The organism is Methylobacterium sp. J-072 (genome assembly GCF_022829425.1).
GTDB lineage: Bacteria > Pseudomonadota > Alphaproteobacteria > Rhizobiales > Beijerinckiaceae > Methylobacterium.
The window spans coordinates 1-13,920 of the sequence record NZ_JAKSYK010000147.1; the positions used below are offsets into that span (position 1 = coordinate 1).

The 13,920-nt window shown below is 69.2% G+C and carries 15 protein-coding genes and 1 tRNA gene; 3 read left to right on the forward strand and 13 right to left on the reverse strand.

Annotation, left to right across the window (positions count from 1 at the left end; all coding sequences use genetic code 11):
- From MKK67_RS16700 to MKK67_RS16720, 5 genes are all read right to left on the reverse strand, one after another.
- Window positions 1-219 (reverse strand): transposase (locus tag MKK67_RS16700; RefSeq protein ID WP_243966288.1); only part of this gene is annotated, 219 nt, incomplete at its 3' end.
- A gap of 104 nt (window positions 220-323) precedes the next feature.
- Window positions 324-1,262 carry a DMT family transporter gene (locus MKK67_RS16705; RefSeq protein WP_243966289.1) on the reverse strand — a complete coding sequence of 313 codons (939 nt, stop codon included), beginning with the start codon at window positions 1,260-1,262 and terminating at the stop codon, window positions 324-326.
- A 122-nt stretch (window positions 1,263-1,384) separates the two neighbouring features.
- The gene (locus MKK67_RS16710; RefSeq protein WP_243966291.1) at window positions 1,385-1,552 is read right to left on the reverse strand and encodes a hypothetical protein; all 168 of its coding nucleotides are present in this window, start codon (window positions 1,550-1,552) and stop codon (window positions 1,385-1,387) included.
- Window positions 1,553-1,566: 14 nt separating this feature from the next.
- Window positions 1,567-2,190, reverse strand: coding sequence for an acyl-homoserine-lactone synthase (locus MKK67_RS16715; RefSeq protein ID WP_243966293.1), 624 nt, complete (start codon window positions 2,188-2,190; stop codon window positions 1,567-1,569).
- A 296-nt stretch (window positions 2,191-2,486) separates the two neighbouring features.
- Window positions 2,487-3,197 carry an autoinducer binding domain-containing protein gene (locus MKK67_RS16720; protein ID WP_243966295.1) on the reverse strand — a complete coding sequence of 237 codons (711 nt, stop codon included), beginning with the start codon at window positions 3,195-3,197 and terminating at the stop codon, window positions 2,487-2,489.
- A gap of 183 nt (window positions 3,198-3,380) precedes the next feature.
- On the opposite strand from MKK67_RS16720, the gene MKK67_RS16725 reads away from it, so the two are divergent.
- Window positions 3,381-3,611, forward strand: a complete 231-nt coding sequence (locus tag MKK67_RS16725; protein WP_243966296.1) for a hypothetical protein — start codon at window positions 3,381-3,383, stop codon at window positions 3,609-3,611.
- A gap of 132 nt (window positions 3,612-3,743) precedes the next feature.
- On the opposite strand, the gene MKK67_RS16730 is transcribed toward MKK67_RS16725, so the two are convergent.
- The gene (locus MKK67_RS16730) at window positions 3,744-4,181 is read right to left on the reverse strand and encodes a DUF3429 domain-containing protein (protein ID WP_313899023.1); all 438 of its coding nucleotides are present in this window, start codon (window positions 4,179-4,181) and stop codon (window positions 3,744-3,746) included.
- A gap of 188 nt (window positions 4,182-4,369) precedes the next feature.
- Entirely contained in the window at window positions 4,370-7,585 is a 3,216-nt protein-coding gene (locus MKK67_RS16735) for a tetratricopeptide repeat protein (protein WP_243966298.1), read from the reverse strand.
- Between the two features lie 293 nt (window positions 7,586-7,878).
- Between MKK67_RS16735 and MKK67_RS16740 the strand changes: the two genes are divergently transcribed.
- Entirely contained in the window at window positions 7,879-9,666 is a 1,788-nt protein-coding gene (locus MKK67_RS16740) for an acyl-CoA dehydrogenase C-terminal domain-containing protein (RefSeq protein WP_243966299.1), read from the forward strand.
- 354 nt (window positions 9,667-10,020) lie between these two features.
- Here MKK67_RS16740 and MKK67_RS16745 read toward each other — a convergent pair whose 3' ends face one another.
- The 3 genes from MKK67_RS16745 to MKK67_RS16755 form a co-directional block, all read right to left on the reverse strand.
- Entirely contained in the window at window positions 10,021-11,301 is a 1,281-nt protein-coding gene (locus MKK67_RS16745; protein WP_243966300.1) for an O-acetylhomoserine aminocarboxypropyltransferase, read from the reverse strand.
- Window positions 11,302-11,380: 79 nt separating this feature from the next.
- Window positions 11,381-11,593: a hypothetical protein gene (locus MKK67_RS16750; protein ID WP_243966301.1), complete on the reverse strand. Its 213-nt coding sequence runs from the start codon at window positions 11,591-11,593 to the stop codon at window positions 11,381-11,383.
- Between the two features lie 28 nt (window positions 11,594-11,621).
- Window positions 11,622-11,864 (reverse strand): hypothetical protein, encoded by a 243-nt coding sequence (locus MKK67_RS16755; protein ID WP_243966303.1) that lies wholly within the window; start codon window positions 11,862-11,864, stop codon window positions 11,622-11,624.
- Between the two features lie 252 nt (window positions 11,865-12,116).
- On the opposite strand from MKK67_RS16755, the gene MKK67_RS16760 reads away from it, so the two are divergent.
- Entirely contained in the window at window positions 12,117-12,317 is a 201-nt protein-coding gene (locus tag MKK67_RS16760) for a hypothetical protein (RefSeq protein ID WP_243966305.1), read from the forward strand.
- Between the two features lie 148 nt (window positions 12,318-12,465).
- On the opposite strand, the gene MKK67_RS16765 is transcribed toward MKK67_RS16760, so the two are convergent.
- The 3 genes from MKK67_RS16765 to MKK67_RS16775 all read right to left on the reverse strand — a co-directional run bounded on the left by MKK67_RS16765 (window position 12,466) and on the right by MKK67_RS16775 (window position 13,823).
- A tRNA-Gly gene (locus MKK67_RS16765) sits at window positions 12,466-12,540 on the reverse strand.
- 107 nt (window positions 12,541-12,647) lie between these two features.
- Window positions 12,648-13,112, reverse strand: a complete 465-nt coding sequence (locus MKK67_RS16770; RefSeq protein ID WP_243966306.1) for an NUDIX domain-containing protein — start codon at window positions 13,110-13,112, stop codon at window positions 12,648-12,650.
- Between the two features lie 15 nt (window positions 13,113-13,127).
- Window positions 13,128-13,823: a fumarylacetoacetate hydrolase family protein gene (locus MKK67_RS16775; protein ID WP_243966307.1), complete on the reverse strand. Its 696-nt coding sequence runs from the start codon at window positions 13,821-13,823 to the stop codon at window positions 13,128-13,130.
- Window positions 13,824-13,920 lie beyond the last annotated feature (97 nt).

A 13,920-nucleotide genomic window follows, 5' to 3' on the forward strand; every position in this document is an offset into this window, starting at 1 on the left:
CCAATCCCGCAGCCGCCGCCAGCAACTCATGCCGGAGCCGCAGCCCATCTCGGCCGGCAGCATCTCCCACGGCAGGCCCGAGCGCAGCACGAACAGGAGGCCCGTCAGTGCGGCCCGGTTCTCAATTGGACGACGCCCGCCTTTCGGACGGGGCCGAGGCGGCGGGAGGAGCGGAGCGATCTCATCCCAGAGATCATCGGGCAGAAGCGGTCTGGCCATGCTAAACCAACGCTGAAAGCCTCGCTCCGTGCCGTTCTGTTAGGCGCTCTAAGACCTTTTTCCAGTGACGTTCAGCGGCGGGCGCCCCCGGGCGTCCGCCGTCTTCATGTCGCGGTCCGGCGCGGCCGGCTGAGCGCCAGGGCGGTCGCAGCCAGCGTCACCGTCATCCCGACGGCCTCGGCCGCATCGATGCGCTCCCCGGCGAAGGCGTAGCCGACCAGCACGGCGATCACCGGGCTGACGAAGGCGTAGAGCCCGGCCCGGAACGCGCCCCAATCGCTCAGCAGCATCAGGAAGATCGGGAAGGCGATCAGCGATCCGCCGCCGACCATGACGGCGAGACCCTGCAGGACGCGGGGATCGCCGATGGCGGCGAAGTGGCCGGGATCCCAGCCCTCTACGGCGAGGCAGATCGGGATCAGGCCCAGCGTGCCGAGGCCGGACTGCCAGAAGGCCAGCACGACCGGCGGGGTCACGCGCACCAGGGGTCGGCTGATCACGGTACCCCAGGCATAGGCGAACGTGCCGAGGGCCACCGCCCCGAGGCCGAGGGCGGCCTGCCCGCCCTCTCCGCCCCCGCCGAGGCGGCCGGAGAACAGCAGCGCGAGGCCCGCGAGTCCGAGGACGATGGCGGCGATCCTGCGCGGGGTGATCGGCTCCTGCCCGTAGGCCGCGCCGATGCCGATCAAGAAGATCGGCATCAGCCCGAGGTTGACCACCGCGGCGAGCCCGCTCGGGGCCTGGGCCAGCCCCCAGAACACCAGCGCGTAGCAAGCCGTGGTGATCAGCATCGAGGCCGCCAGGACGCGCCCCGGTCGCTCGACCCGCAGCGTGAAGCCGCGCAGCCGCGCCATCACGAGAAACCCCAGCGCCGCGAAGCTGAAGCGAAGGCAGGCGAAGAAGATCGGCGGCAGGACCTCCATGGCGAGCTTCGTGGGGAGCCAGCCGGCCCCCCAGATGAACGCCATGGCGGTGAAGGCGAGGATCCGGCTCGAACCGGCCTCGCGTCGCGGGGCTGCGTCGACGAGCGGCGCGTCAGACATCTTCGGCTGCCGTACCGCTGGTGAGATCGACCCGCCCGAACTGACGCCGTCTCCCCAGACGGTCAAGCGTCGAGACGGCATGACAGCCCGGAGGTCCGAGCCGACCCCGAAGCGCTTCCGGATCAGGCCTCGCCTTGGCCGTCCGAGGTCGAGGTCTCCGCGAGAGCCCTGCCGACCTCCATCAGCAGCAGGTCGATGGCGGCCCGCATCAGCGGATCGCCAACCGAATCGATCAGGTCGCGGACCGAAAGGCACTGCGCCGCGAGGGCGTCCAAAGGGGCATCGTTCATGTCGGGGCTTTTCATCAGGCGGCCAGATAGGCCGGCTCGGACACGAGGACGGACCGGCTGTCGCCGTGGACCGTGCGGAGGCGTGCCAGGGTGCGGTCGTCGAAGGCGGCGGTCGCCGCCATGATCTCCTCGCCGCCGATCTGGACCGGCAGGCCCAGCGGCTGGGCGCGGAAATGCAGCTGGATGACGTGGATCATGTAGAGGGTCGGCATCTGCAGCAGCAGGCCGGTGAGCCCATGCGCCATGCCCCACTCGACGATGCCGGTGAGCAGCGCGATCGAGACCGGATTGACCACCCGGCCCCGGGCACGATGCGAGCGGGCGACGCCCTGGCGGGTCCATTCCCAGAGATGCGGGCCGGCGGGACGTTCGCCTTCACAGAGCTCCGGATAGACGTCGGACAGGAGATGCGGGCGCGTGGTCGGCAGGAGGCGGCTGTAGCCGATGACCCTGTCGCCCTCCATCGCCAGGAAGTGCACCGCGTGGGCCGTGTCGAACTGGTCGATCTCTCGCCCGTCCGGCCGGGCCAGATCGGTCCAACCCTTCTCCTCGACGAAGATTTCGTGCCGCAGGCGCCAAGCCTGCTCCATCGCGCCGGCATATCGCAGCGCGTTGGCGGGGGTGACCACATGGATCATGGAACAACCTCACGTCTCTATGGCGTGAGTGTCCCGCGTCTGGACCGGGGTTTGTACTACGTAAAACCGTAGGGTTTGCGTGTGATGGCCATGGCCAGCGCAACCTTGGATTTTGGTGCTGGACCGCGTGCGGGGGCCTGCCGAGACGGTGTCGTGCCTCGCGCATCGTCCTGGACATCAGAACCAGGAGGATGCGCGAGGTCTTCAGTTTTGCATCATCCCGAACGCCGGAAACCAGCCTTCGGGATGATGCGCTCGCTTAGGCCGAACCGGTATCCACTTCGGCGGCGAGCGCTCTAGGTGATCAGACCAGCCCGCAGCGCCTGCGCCACGGTGTGCGCCTTGTTGACCGTGTCGAGCTTCGTGCGGGCCGAGCGCAGGTGGAAATCGACGCCCGAGGCGGTGATGCCCATCACCAGCCCGATCTCCGCGTCGGTCTTGCCCTCGGCGGCCCATTGCAGGGTCTCGCGCTCCCGGGGCGACAGGCGCACCGGCTCGCCGGGCACCGGCCGGGCGTTCATCAGGAGCAACTGCCCGACCGCATAGGTCGCCACAAGATTGACCGCGATGCGGTCGGCCGCCTCGATCTCGATCGCTTCGCCGGAGAAGCTGATCCCGCCCGGCTCGCCGTCGAGGGTCACGAACGGGATCGTCAGCCCCGCCCGGATGCCGAACTCGGTGGCCTCGTTCATCACGCGGCCGGCCGCCGGCGTGTCGGGCTGCACGGCGCTCCAATCGAACGGCGTGGCGCTGGTGCAGAGCCTGCGAACCGTCGGGTCGTGCACGGCGTAGCCGCGGGTGACGTAACGGCGGCCCCATTCCTCCGGCATGGTGCTGGCCAGAACGTAGCCGGCGTGGCGCCGGGCCGGCAGGTTGGGCTCAGGCACGATGCCGGCCATGACGTAGGAAATCCCGTAGCGCCCGAAGGCGGCGACCAGTAGGCGAGCGATCTCGTCCGGCGTCGCGGCGCGGTCGAGATCGCGTAAGATGTTGAACGTTCTATCCAAATGCCTCGCTTGCGGCATGCTCGCCCCGGGGTTTTTGCACGTAGCGCGACAAATCGCAGACCACCACAACCTGAGGATGGCATCTGCGGCGCTTCGGCGATAGGTTGCAGAAGAATTCTCTCCCGCGGCCGGGGTCTCTTCGACGTCGATGCGGAAGGCGGATCGGGTGCGAGCTGCGAGCCAATGATCGACGACGAGACCCCTCCGACGACGCGCTACCTGCTCGAGCGCATTGCCGTGACCCTGGACGTGCCGGCGTCCTACTTCTTCCGCGTCGACACCTTGCCGGTCGATGTCTCGGGCGCGAGCGCCTCGGACTGTGACGAGGTCGCATCCCTGTTCCGCGCGATCAAATCACCGACCCGCCGCGGCGCCGTGCTGAAGCTGCTCCGCGAGATGGCGAGCGATCGCTGACGCCTCGCCGCGTCCGGAAGCCGGCACCGCCTGGTCTGAACGCGCCAGCCGAGCGCGCGAGCGATCCTGCCGCCGGAGGCGCGTCATCATCCGCACCCGCCTGCGGCACCGCCCGAGAAAACCAGTCGATGTTCAGGCCGCCACGAGCAAAGCGGCCCCGGCGACGCCGGACAGGACGAGCCGCAGGCGGCCGAGCCAGAGTGGTACGAGGCCGCGGCGGGTCAGGTCCTGGTCGATCAGGCCCCAGGCCAGCACCAGGGCGCCGAGCACGCGCAGGTCCCAGGGTGCCGGCGCGGCCATCGCCGCCCAGGCCACCAGGGACGGCACGATCGCGATGACGTAATCGCCGTTGCCAGTATTGCGAGCCGCGGCTGCCCCCCAACGAATGCCGCCCAGGAACGACGCGATCACCGCCCCGTAGGCCGACAGGATCGTCCGCGGCGACAGGCCGATGCTGCTCAAACCCCCGTCCGAGCCAGAGACCGCAAGCGCCGCGAAGCCCAGGAACGGGATGAGGCCGGCCACGCCGAGCACGAGCGCGCTCATCGGGACAGGGTTCCGGTGCGCCATCCATCCTCCGAGCCGCCGTACCGGCAGCGGCTACGCCACCTTCAAGGCAGGCGCGTAACGCCCGCATGGAGCGATCCCGCATGGCGGCAGAGCGGTCAAGCTGGGATCGGGGCGGCAAAAGAGAGCATCACCCCAAAGGCCGGTACCGGCTTCCAGAGTGATGCGTCGGGCGTCGGGGTCTCCGACCGTTACGATTTGCGCGACGGCGCGGTGAAGCTGGTCGGGCTCGGCGTCGGGGCGCCGAGGAGCGACATCGGCGCCGTGATGCCCTCTTTCGGGGCAGGCGGCTCGTTGACGGCCGCGTCGATCTTGCGCGGCTTGAAGGTGGCGGCGAGGCTCTTGGCGCTGGCGAGGTCGGCGGGATTCAGCTTATTCGCCACGTCGTCCCGCTTCTTGGCGGCGTCGTCGTCGCCCTGGGCAGCGGCGGCCGAGAACCACGCGTAGGATTGCACCAGATCCTGCGTCAGGCCGAGGCCGCGGGCGTAGAGCACCGCGAGATTGTACTGGCTGTCGCGGACGCCGAACTCCGCGCCTTGCCGGAACCACGAGGCCGCCGAAGCGAAATCGGGCTTGCCGTTGGCGGCGGGGTTCTCGGCGTAGAGCACCGCCAGATTGTGCATCGAGCGGGCATGGCCCTGCTCCGCGGCGCGGCCGTACCAGAGCTTCGCCTTGTCGAGATCCCGAACCAGGCCCGAGCCCTTCTCGTAATGGCCGGCGAGCTTGTACTGAGCCGGGGCGTAGCCGGCCGTCGCCAGCTTCTCGAACAGCTTAGCCGCCACGGAAAGGTCGCGCGGCATGCCGCGGCCATCCGCCTCGCGGGTCGCCAGATCCCAGATCGCCGCCCCGTCGCCGTCCAGAGCCGCTTGCTTCACCTTGGCCAGCGCCGGCGGCAGGGTGCCGAGATCCGCCTGCATCGTGTTCATGCCCGAGATCTGGGGCACCGCCGCCTTGATGGTGGCGGGCCGCGGCTCGGCAGGTAGCGGGGTCGGCAGAGCTTGCGTGGTCACCGGATCGGCGATCGGCGCCTTGGGTGCCGGCGCCTCGGGGGCGGCCTCCTGGCGCGACTCGCGGGCGGGCTCGGCGCGCGCCGGAGCGACCTGGGAGGTCTGGACCGTGCGGGGCGCCTCCTCGGGCGCGCGCAGGCTGATCGCCTGGAGTGCGCCGAGCGCCAGAACGATGGCGGCGAGCCCGAGCAGCAGCGGCCGGCGGCGGCGGTTGATCTCGGCGCGCAGGCGCTCGAAGCGGCTCTCCCCCGACGCCGTCGGCTCGCTCTCGGCCCGGTTGGCGCGCAGGTCGCGGCGATCGGCCGGCGCTTCCGCGGCGAGTTCCGCCTGGGCGGCCTGGGCGGCGCGGCGGGCCGCCGCGATGAAGCTGGTCTTGATGTCCGTCTCGCCGCCGGCGTCCGGCGCCGGGCGGCCGCGCTGCGGCTCGGCCGAACGGTCCCGCGTGGCCCGGCGGGCCATGGTATCGCGCGCCGCACGCGGCTCGCGTCCCGGACGTCCGCTGCCGGGCTCCAGCAGGTCGTCGGCCAAGCGCGAGGCCTCGGAACCGACGCCGCGGGCGATTTCCGGGCTCGTCGTGGTCATCAGGCGCTCGTCGAGGGACGGCACCCGTGCATTTGCCGATTCGGCCGGACCGAGCCGGTTGACCAGGCGTTCCAGGGCGGATTGGACACCCTCCAGGGTGGCGCCCAGCCGCTGGTCCGACGCGATCTGCCGCGCCTGCATGTCGGCGAGGCTCGCCCGCAGGAGCCCGATCTCGCCGAGATCGGCGCTCGGGATGCTGGATCCCTTCAGGGTCTGAGCGACGGCGTTGCGCGTGGCGCGCTCGACCGCGGCCTCGCTGGGCGCCGATTCGCGAAGCGCCGCGACCTGCTGCAGAAGGTCGTCCATGGTCCGCCCGAGGCCGGCCAGGGCCGGGTCGCCGCCGCGGGGCGCATCGAGCCGGCCCGCCAGCGAGACGACCTGCTTCTCCAGAGCGTCGAGACCCTCGTATTCCGAGCGGCTGCCGACCTGATCGACCTTCTCCACGAGGCTGCGCAGCATCGCGTGGATGGAGGCCATGTCGCCGGACTGGGCCGCATCCGGCGCACCGGCGCGATCGTACCGCTGGTCGCGGGTGTAGAGGCCGTCGACCTTGTCGGCCAGCGTCTGGATCTGCTCGGCGATGGCGGCCGGCGCGCCGGTGCGCACGTCGCTGCGGATCTCTTCCAGGAGCGGGCGCAGGCTGGCGTCGCTGCCCATCCGCTGCAACTGCGCGATCTGGGCGCTCACGGCCTGAAGGCTGTTCGCCAGGCCCTGGATGCGCTCCGGCCCGGCCAGGGCTCCGATCAGGCGGCGGATCTCTTCGAGTTCCGCGAACAGGCCGGCCAGAGTGTGACCGTCCGAACCGGCCTGTCCGGTCGCGGCGACGCTGTCGAGACGCTCGGCCAGGCGGCGCACGTCGTCGGCGACGCGGGTATGGACGTTCTCGGCGACCTCCTCGGCCAGGCGCTCGACCTGGGCTCGGACCTCCTCGATCGGGGCGGCGATGGCGGCGAGATCGGTGCCGACCTGTGCCCGTTGGATGCCGTGAGCGAGCGAGTTTACCGCCTGTTCAAGGGCACCGACATCCCGGCTGGTCGCCAGCTGGTTGATCGCCTCGCGCAGGCGCATCGTCTCGCGCTGCAACTCGGACACGGCGGCGGACGGTCCAGCCATCTCCTCGACCCGCGCCTCCAGGCGGCGGGCGAGGTCCATGCGCATGCTGGCCACGACGCCGCCGTCCGACTGACCGGCCGCGAGCGCACGCTCGCCGACGCCTTCCGAGAGCTCGCGCTGGCGCTGGCGGATATCCTGGACGGCGTTGCGGATCTCGGCCACGTCCGGCCGGCCGCGGCGGCCGGCCGGACGCCCGGAGGCGAATTGCTCGCCGAGCTGCGACATCCGCCGCTCGATATCGCCGAGCCGCTCGGTCACCTGCTGGACCGGCGTCGCCTTCAGGGCCCGCTCGATCCGGGTCTCGATCTCGGCCAGGCGCCGAGCCTCGGATTCCTGGGCGAGGCGCCGCTCCTCGTCGAGTGTGCGGTTGAGGCCGTCGATTCGGCTCATCAGGGCGGCGAAACCCTGGCCGTAGGATTCGGGGCTCTGCTCGTGCCGGCTCTCGGTCGGCCGCTCGAACGGGGAACTGCCGTGCGCGACGTGATCGTCCTGCTGGTTGATCTCGTGCCGGCTCTCCGGGCGGGCGGCCTGCTCGGCGCGTTGGCGGCGGCGCTGGCGTCGGTTGCCCTGGAGGCCCTGCTGCTGCGGCACCACGGAGGCGATCCAGGTCTCGAGCGGGACGCCCGCTCGCGCCGCGACATCCCGGGCGGCGTCGAGCACCTCCGGGTCGAAACTGTCGAGCTGCGGCATGGCGTTGCGGGTCATCGGAGGCCTGTCGTCGGCAGCGTTCGGCGTTGATCCTGTTCGCGGGGCGGGACCGAGAGACGGTATCCACGGAACGCGGGTGCCGGATCGTTCGAGGGGACCTTTAACTTTCTTGGTAAACACACGGTTAAGGCGAGCTGGACCCAGTAATCTTCGGCGCTCGCGTGCATGCCCCTGACAGATCCCGCACCCGCGACGGCAGAACCGTTGCTCCGGATGCGGCGGCGCGCTTAGATGCTGGGAAACGGGCGGGCCGATGGTGGCGCTCAGCCTGAGCGAGGGGGAACCAATTCATGCCGCACTACCGCGCCCCGGTCGACGACACGCTGTTCCTGCTCAACGATGTCCTGGGCTTCCATAGCCGGGACAATCTCGCCGGATTCGCCGATGCCTCCCCGGACGTGGTCGAGGCGGTCCTCCGCGAGGGCGCGAAACTCGCCGAGGAAGTTCTTGCCCCGGTGAATCGGGCCGGCGACCTCGAAGGCTGCCGCCGCGAGCCGGACGGCAGCGTTCGGACGCCCACGGGTTTCAAGGCGGCCTACGACGCCTACGCGAAGGGCGGCTGGATGGGCCTCGCGGTCCCGGAGGAATTCGGCGGCCAGGGTCTTCCCCACACCGTCAACACCGCGATGCAGGAATTCGCCTCGGGTGCGAACCTCGCGCTGGGAATGTATCCGGGCCTGACCCAGGGCGCGATGGCCGCGCTCTTGGTCCATGGCACTGAGGCGCAGAAGGCGCTTTATCTACCAAAAATGGTCGAGGGAGCCTGGACCGGCACCATGAACCTGACCGAGCCGCATTGCGGCACGGATCTCGGGCTCCTGAAGACCAAGGCGGTGCCGAACGGCGACGGCTCCTACAGCCTCACCGGCACCAAGATCTTCATTTCGGCCGGCGAGCACGACCTCGCCGAGAACATCATCCACTTGGTCATCGCCCGGATCGAGGGCGCACCGGCCGGGACCAAGGGCATCTCCCTGTTCGTGGTGCCGAAGTTCCTGGTGAAACCGGACGGCTCGCTGGGCCCCCGCAACGGCGTGTCCTGCGGCTCCCTCGAGCACAAAATGGGCATCCACGGGAACAGTACCTGCGTGATGAACTACGACGGTGCGACGGGCTGGCTGGTCGGCCAGGAGAATCGCGGCCTCAACGCCATGTTCGTGATGATGAACGAAGCGCGGCTCGCGGTCGGCGTTCAGGGGCTCGGCCAGTCCGAGGTCGCCTATCAGAACGCCGTGGCCTACGCGAAGGAGCGGCTCCAGGGCCGGGCGCTGACCGGCGCCAAAGCGCCCGACAAGGCGGCCGACCCGATCCTGGTCCACCCGGATGTCCGCCGCACGCTGATGCAGATCCGCGCCTTCAACGAGGCCGCCCGGGCCCTGATGCTCTGGACCGCCCTCCAGGCCGACATCCTGCATCGCTCGGAAGATTCCAAGGAGCGCCAGACCGCCGACGACCATCTCGGCCTGCTGACCCCGGTGGTGAAGGGCGTGCTGACCGATCGCGGGTTCGCCAATGCGGTCGAGGCGCAGCAGCTGTTCGGCGGCCACGGCTATATCGAGGAATGGGGCATGTCGCAGTTCGTGCGCGATGCCCGCATCGCCATGATCTACGAGGGCGCCAACGGCATCCAGGCCATGGACCTGATCGGCCGCAAGCTGCCCAAGGACGGCGGCCGGGCGATGATGGCCTTCCTGGGCGAGGTCCAGACTTTCCTGAAGGACCACGGCGAGGACCCCGCGATGGCGCCGTTCACCCAGCCGCTCCAGGCCGGGCTGAACGATCTCCAAGGCGCCGTGATGTGGCTGATGCAGAACGCCTTCTCGAAGCCCGACAATGCCGGCGCTGGTGCCACCGAGTTCATGCACCTCTTCGGTCTCGTGGCGCTCGGCTACATGTGGGCGCGGATCGCCAAGGCGGCCCAGGCCCGCAACGCCGAGGAGGCCGCCCCCCGCTGGGAGGCCAAGCTCACCACCGGCCGGTTCTTCATGGAGCGGATGCTGCCGGAGACCGGCCTGCGGCTGGCGCGGATCAAGGCCGGGGCGGAGACCACGATGGCGCTGGCGGACGAGGTTTTTTAGGCCTCGGCTACCCTACCCATTCATCGCATCCTGAGGCGGTGCGAAGCGGCCTCGAAGAACGTCTCCAGCGCTCGCTGAGCTTCTGAAGGCGTCCTGCTTTGCGAGCGCGTCCCAAAGAAAAAGCGCAGGTGGGAAATCGCGAGTTACGCGGTTTCCGGCCAGACCATTCAGCCGATCACCCCACGCCGTCATTGCGAGCGCAGCGAAGCAACCAAGGGTAGCGCACGATCCCAGAACGTAGCGAATCCCTAGGTTGCTTCGCTGCGCTCGCAATGACGGGATAGCTACGAGCAGTCCCCAAAATGCCGATCGAGACAGCCGCCCTGATCACGCTCGACAGCGGGAAGGCCGCTCTTAAGCCCCCAGCGCGCCGTCCAGATCCTCGATCAGATCCGCCGGATCCTCCAGCCCGATCGACAGCCGCACCACTTCCGGCCCCGCCCCCGCGGCGGTCTTCTGGTCGTCGGTGAGCTGGCGGTGCGTGGTCGAGGCCGGGTGGATCACCAGCGAGCGGGTGTCGCCGATATTGGCCAGGTGCGAGAACAGCTGCAGGTTCGAGACCAGCTTCACCCCGGCCTCGTAGCCGCCCTTCAACCCGAAGGTGAAGACCGCGCCGGCGCCGTTGGGCGTGTAGCGCTTTGCCAGCGCGTGATAGCGGTCGGTCTCGAGGCCCGGATAGCTCACCCAGGCCACGGCCTCGTGCTGCGCCAGGTGCTTGGCCACCACCAGGGCGTTGTCGGAATGGCGCTGCATCCGCAGCGGCAGGGTCTCGATGCCGTTGAGGATCAGGAAGGCGTTGAACGGCGACAGGGACGGCCCGAGATCGCGCAGGCCGAGCACCCGGCACGCGATGGCGAAGCCGAAATTGCCGAAGGTCTCGGCGAGCACCATGCCGGAATATTCCGGCCGCGGCTGGCTCATCATCGGGTAGCGGGCATCCCCCGCCCACTGGAACGAGCCGCCATCGACGATCAGGCCGCCGATCGAATTGCCGTGGCCGCCCAAAAACTTGGTCGCCGAGTGCACGACGATGTCGGCCCCGTGCTCGAACGGCCGGATCAGGTACGGCGTCGCCATGGTGTTGTCGACGACGAGCGGGATGTTGTGTTTTTTTGCGACATCAGACAGCGCCTTGATGTCGGTGATCACGCCGCCCGGATTGGCGATGGATTCACAGAAAATCGCCTTGGTGCGCGGCGTGATCGCGGCCTCGAACGAGGCCGGATCGTCGTTGTCGGCCCAGGCCACCGACCAGCCGAAGTTCTTGTACGAGTGGTTGAACTGGTTGATCGAGCCGCCATACAGCTTATTGGAGGCGACGAACTCGTCCCCCGGCTGCATCAAAGCGTGCATGGTCAGGAACTCGGCGGCGTGGCCGGAGGCCACGGCGAGCGCCGCGGTGCCGCCTTCGAGCGCGGCGATGCGCTCCTCCAGCACGGCGTTGGTCGGGTTGGTGATCCGCGAGTAGATGTTGCCGAAGGCCTGGAGCCCGAACAGCGAGGCGGCGTGATCGACATCGTCGAACACGAAGCTCGTGGTCTGGTAGATCGGCGTGGCCCGTGCGCCGGTGCTCGCGTCGGGCGCGGCGCCGGCATGGATCGCCAGCGTGTTGAAGCCGGGCAGGCGGTCGGTCATCGTCGGGTCTCCTCCTCGCACCGTCCCGCCTGTATGCCCGCCCGGGAGCGGCGCGCAAGGTTTGCCGAGCGCCGTCGCGCTAGTCGTGCGAGGCGCTGATATCGACGTGCGGTTGCCCGGCATCGACCAGAGCGCGATCGACGGCCTCGATCGCCAGCAGGGTCCGGGTCAGGTCCTCGGCCATGGAAATCGGGGCGACGTCGATTCCGCCCAGCCGCTTGGCGATGGCGTTCCGCTGTCGCGCCAGGGCACCGCGCGCGCGCTTCAGGTCTTCGACCTCGTCCACAGTCATCCGCTATCCTTTTCCAGCCCCGGGCCGGTCAGTCGCCGGGCGTCCAGTCGATGTTCGGCCGTTGCGCCAGCATCCGATCGAAATAGTTGGCCACCGCCTGCGCGCCATCCGTGTGCATCATCGCGACCGGATGCGCGAGGTAGGCACGGGCGAGATCCATCGGAATCTGGCCCGCCTGGAGGGCTTTCAGCACCTCGTCAATGAAGGCGTCGTTGGCCTCGTTGAAATCGCTCGACAGCTTCTTGCGGTCGTTGAGCGCCTTGATCGGCATGCCGTGTCCTTTGGATTGGAATCGGGCGACGCCCACGGAAGAGATCGCGGGCGGTCTTGCAAGTCTCTGTGCCGCGTCAAGAAACGGCGGGTTGCATCTGCGCGCCACCGTCTGGTCGAACCGCTGCGCCGCTCAGGTCTTCACCGTCTCCGATCAGTCGATGCAATTTCTACGAGCGTGCGATTGCACACTTAAGTAACCGCGCGGCGCAGTGCGTTGGAGCGGAAATCCTGCGTGGCACGTTAATCCACCATGTCGATCGATCTGATACCCGCGCACAGCGTCGAAGTCATTCCCTGCGCGAGCGATCCGCGATGCTTTCGCTGGATCATCCGGGCCGGCGGTGGCGCGGTGGTGGAGCACTCGCCCTACGCGTTCGTGACGCAGAACGGCGCCCGCATCTCCGGGGAATGCTGGATCCGCGAACATTTCGCGGATGGGATGCGGGGCTGAACCCCAACCTGCCTTGGGTCTTTCCGGACATGCCGGCCGGCCGTTCGCCGCGTTGAACGAAGCAGTTCGTCATCGGCAAACGAAGGCTCAAAAAGCAAAAAACGCCCGTGAGGGCGCCTTGCGAAGATCTGGTTGGGAGTTGGAAAACTGGAGCGGGCGAAGGGATTCGAACCCTCGACCCCAACCTTGGCAAGGTTGTGCTCTACCCCTGAGCTACACCCGCTCACTAGTGCCTGGCCGCCTGGACTTGCGTGCCGGCGGCCCCGGCGGCGCTCTCTAAACACCATTCCGCCGGGCGACGCAAGCGTCTCTTTTGCGGTTCGTGTCGATTCACCAGTATGGGTCGGGCGGGAGCCCCTGGCGGATCTCCCGGAGCCGGGCCACGGTCGCCCGGGTGGTGCCCTCGGGGAGCGCGTCGGCCGGGAAGAACCCGAAGGCGGCGATCTCCCGGTCGGGGGCCTTGGCCCTCAGCACCGCGAAGGCCGGCAGCACGAACACCGCGACATGGTCCCGGGGCGCGGCCCCGGCGTTCCGGTAGAGCCCGTGGAGGCGCAGCGGCGCCTTGGCGACGATCTCCGCCTCCTCGCGGAACTCGCGCTCCATGGCGGCGCTGGCGGTCTCGCCGCGCTCGACGCCGCCGCCGGGCAGGTGCCAGCCGCTGACATAGGTGTGGCGGACCAGGGCGACGCGGCCTTCCGCATCGAGGGCGACGCCGCGCACGCCCAGCGTCATGCCCCGGGACGCAAGCGCCCCGAGGTGGAACAGGCGCCGCAGGAACGGCCGGTCGAGGAGCATTTTTTTGGGACGCGGTCAGACGACGTCGAGGGTGATCTCACCCAGGCTGGCGATCGCCGCGACCATGCGCTCGCCGCGCCGCACCGGGCCGACGCCCGACGGCGTGCCGGTGAAGATCAGGTCCCCGGGCTGCAGGGTGAAGTAGGTCGAGAGGTAGGCGACTTGCTCGGCGACGGACCAGATCATGTCGGCGAGGTCGCCCCGCTGGCGGATGTCGCCGTTCACGGCCAGCGTGATCGACCCCTTGGCCGGATGGCCGATCGCCGAGGCCGGATAGAGGGCGCCGATCGGGCCGGAGCCGTCGGCCGCCTTGCCGAGGTCCCAGGGCCGCGACAGCTTCTTGGCCTCGTCCTGGAGGTCGCGCCGGGTCATGTCGAGGCCGATCGCGTAGCCGTAGACGTGGTCGAGGGCCGATTCCACCGGGATGTCGCTGCCGCCGCCGGCGAGCGCGGCCACCAGCTCGACCTCGAAATGGTAGTTCTCGGTCTTGGGCGGGTAGGTATGGGGTGTCGGCTCGGACCCGACGATCTGCAGGGCGTCGGCCGGCTTCATGAAGAAGAACGGCGGCTCCCGATCGGGATCGGCCCCCATCTCGCGGGCATGGGCGGCGTAGTTGCGGCCGACACAGTAGACGCGGCGCACGGGGAACAGGTCGCTGCTGCCGGCGATCGGCAGGGCGATGCGGGGCGGGTTCTGGATGACGGAGAGCATCGCAACTCCTGCGGTGGGGCGCCCTGATCCGGGCGTGTGGCCGTCCCGGGCGTGGATAAGGGTTGTAAGGCGTGCAGGGGCCTGCGCCATCCCGGCG

Excerpts from the sequence above, each read along its gene's own strand:
- MKK67_RS16705 (WP_243966289.1), bottom strand. The coding sequence starts at position 1,262 with ATGTCTGACGCGCCGCTCGTCGACGCAGCCCCGCGACGCGAGGCCGGT.
- MKK67_RS16710 (WP_243966291.1), bottom strand. The coding sequence starts at position 1,552 with ATGAACGATGCCCCTTTGGACGCCCTCGCGGCGCAGTGCCTTTCGGTC.
- MKK67_RS16715 (WP_243966293.1), bottom strand. The coding sequence starts at position 2,190 with ATGATCCATGTGGTCACCCCCGCCAACGCGCTGCGATATGCCGGCGCG.
- MKK67_RS16725 (WP_243966296.1), top strand. The coding sequence starts at position 3,381 with ATGATCGACGACGAGACCCCTCCGACGACGCGCTACCTGCTCGAGCGC.
- MKK67_RS16730 (WP_313899023.1), bottom strand. The coding sequence starts at position 4,181 with ATGGCGCACCGGAACCCTGTCCCGATGAGCGCGCTCGTGCTCGGCGTG.
- MKK67_RS16735 (WP_243966298.1), bottom strand. The coding sequence starts at position 7,585 with ATGACCCGCAACGCCATGCCGCAGCTCGACAGTTTCGACCCGGAGGTG.
- MKK67_RS16740 (WP_243966299.1), top strand. The coding sequence starts at position 7,879 with ATGCCGCACTACCGCGCCCCGGTCGACGACACGCTGTTCCTGCTCAAC.
- MKK67_RS16745 (WP_243966300.1), bottom strand. The coding sequence starts at position 11,301 with ATGACCGACCGCCTGCCCGGCTTCAACACGCTGGCGATCCATGCCGGC.
- MKK67_RS16750 (WP_243966301.1), bottom strand. The coding sequence starts at position 11,593 with ATGACTGTGGACGAGGTCGAAGACCTGAAGCGCGCGCGCGGTGCCCTG.
- MKK67_RS16755 (WP_243966303.1), bottom strand. The coding sequence starts at position 11,864 with ATGCCGATCAAGGCGCTCAACGACCGCAAGAAGCTGTCGAGCGATTTC.
- MKK67_RS16760 (WP_243966305.1), top strand. The coding sequence starts at position 12,117 with ATGTCGATCGATCTGATACCCGCGCACAGCGTCGAAGTCATTCCCTGC.
- MKK67_RS16770 (WP_243966306.1), bottom strand. The coding sequence starts at position 13,112 with ATGCTCCTCGACCGGCCGTTCCTGCGGCGCCTGTTCCACCTCGGGGCG.
- MKK67_RS16775 (WP_243966307.1), bottom strand. The coding sequence starts at position 13,823 with ATGCTCTCCGTCATCCAGAACCCGCCCCGCATCGCCCTGCCGATCGCC.